Consider the following 1,360-nt stretch of genomic DNA (forward strand, 5'->3'; position numbering starts at 1 on the left):
TGAACCGCCCCGGCTTTGCCGGAGGCCCCAACTCCTGAGAGGATGGGGCTATGACGAGCAAGACGACGAACAAGTTCTCGCCTGAAGTGCGTGCCCGGGCGGTGCGGATGGTGCTGGATCACGAGGCTGAACACCCTTCGCGCTGGCAGGCGATCGTGTCGATTGCGGCGAAGATCGGCTGCTCGGCGCACTCACTGAATGAGTGGCTGAAGAAGGCCGAGGTCGATGCCGGTAAGCGGGCCGGCGTGCCGACGGATATGTCGGCGAAGCTGAAGGCCCTTGAGCGCGAGAACCGCGAGCTGCGGCAGGCGAACGAGATCCTGCGCAAGGCATCCGCTTATTTCGCCATGGCCCCTATCGGCGAATGCAGGCATTCGCCTGTCGGGTGAGAGGAGCTCGACCGCCGGTCGAAGACATGATCGCGTTCATCGATGATCATCGCGGTGCGTATGGGGTCGAGCCGATCTGCAAGGTGCTGCCGATCGCCCCATCGACCTATCATGCCCATGTCGCCCGGCGGCTTGATCCGTCGAAGTGCTCGGCACGGGCGCTACGGGACGCGGCCTTGCGGCCCGAGATCGAGCGCGTGTTCGCCGAGAACTTTGAGGTCTATGGAGCGCGCAAGGTCTGGCGACAGATGATGCGCGAGGGGTTCGATGTGGCGCGCTGCACCGTCGAACGGCTGATGCAGGGCATGGGCTTGGCCGGTGTGATCCGCGGCAAGCCGGTCCGCACGACCATCTCGGACAAGTCGGCACCGTGCCCGCTCGACCGTGTGAACCGGGTGTTCCATGCGCCGGCGCCTAACCGGCTCTGGCTCTCGGACTTCACCTATGTCAGCACCTGGGCGGGCTTCGTCTACGTCGCCTTTGTGATCGACGCTTATGCTCGCCGCATCGTCGGCTGGCGGGTGAGCCGGACCGCGCATGCCAGCTTTGTGCTGGATGCGTTGGAGCAGGCCCTTTACGAGCGACGGCCCGCCCATCGCGGCGGCCTGGTGCACCATAGCGACCGCGGTTCGCAATATGTGAGCATTCGCTACACCGAACGGCTGGCTGAGGCCGGCATCGAGCCCTCTGTCGGCAGTGTCGGTGACAGCTATGACAACGCCCTCGCCGAGACGATCAATGGCCTCTACAAGGCCGAGGTCATCCATCGTCGGGGGCCTTGGCGATCCTTCGAGGCCGTCGAGTTCGCCACGCTGACCTGGGTTGACTGGTTCAACCATCGCCGGCTGCTGGAGCCTATCGGTAACATCCCGCCGGCCGAAGCCGAGGAGCGCTACTACGTCATGCTCGGTGAGCAGAAAATGGCGGCGTGACTTAAACCAAATGGCCTCCGGTGAAGTCGGGGCGGTTCA

1 pseudogene and 1 other annotated feature are annotated in these 1,360 nt (G+C 64.3%); the pseudogene reads left to right on the forward strand.

Annotation, left to right across the window (positions count from 1 at the left end):
* Positions 1–50: 50 nt before the first annotated feature.
* Positions 51–1,321 (forward strand): annotated as a pseudogene (locus KIP89_RS03070) (IS3 family transposase).
* Positions 335–490 (forward strand) — a sequence feature (AL1L pseudoknot). It overlaps the preceding pseudogene by 156 nt.
* Positions 1,322–1,360: the final 39 nt, after the last annotated feature.

The organism is Ancylobacter radicis, assembly GCF_018449475.1.
GTDB classification, from domain to species: domain Bacteria; phylum Pseudomonadota; class Alphaproteobacteria; order Rhizobiales; family Xanthobacteraceae; genus Ancylobacter; species Ancylobacter radicis.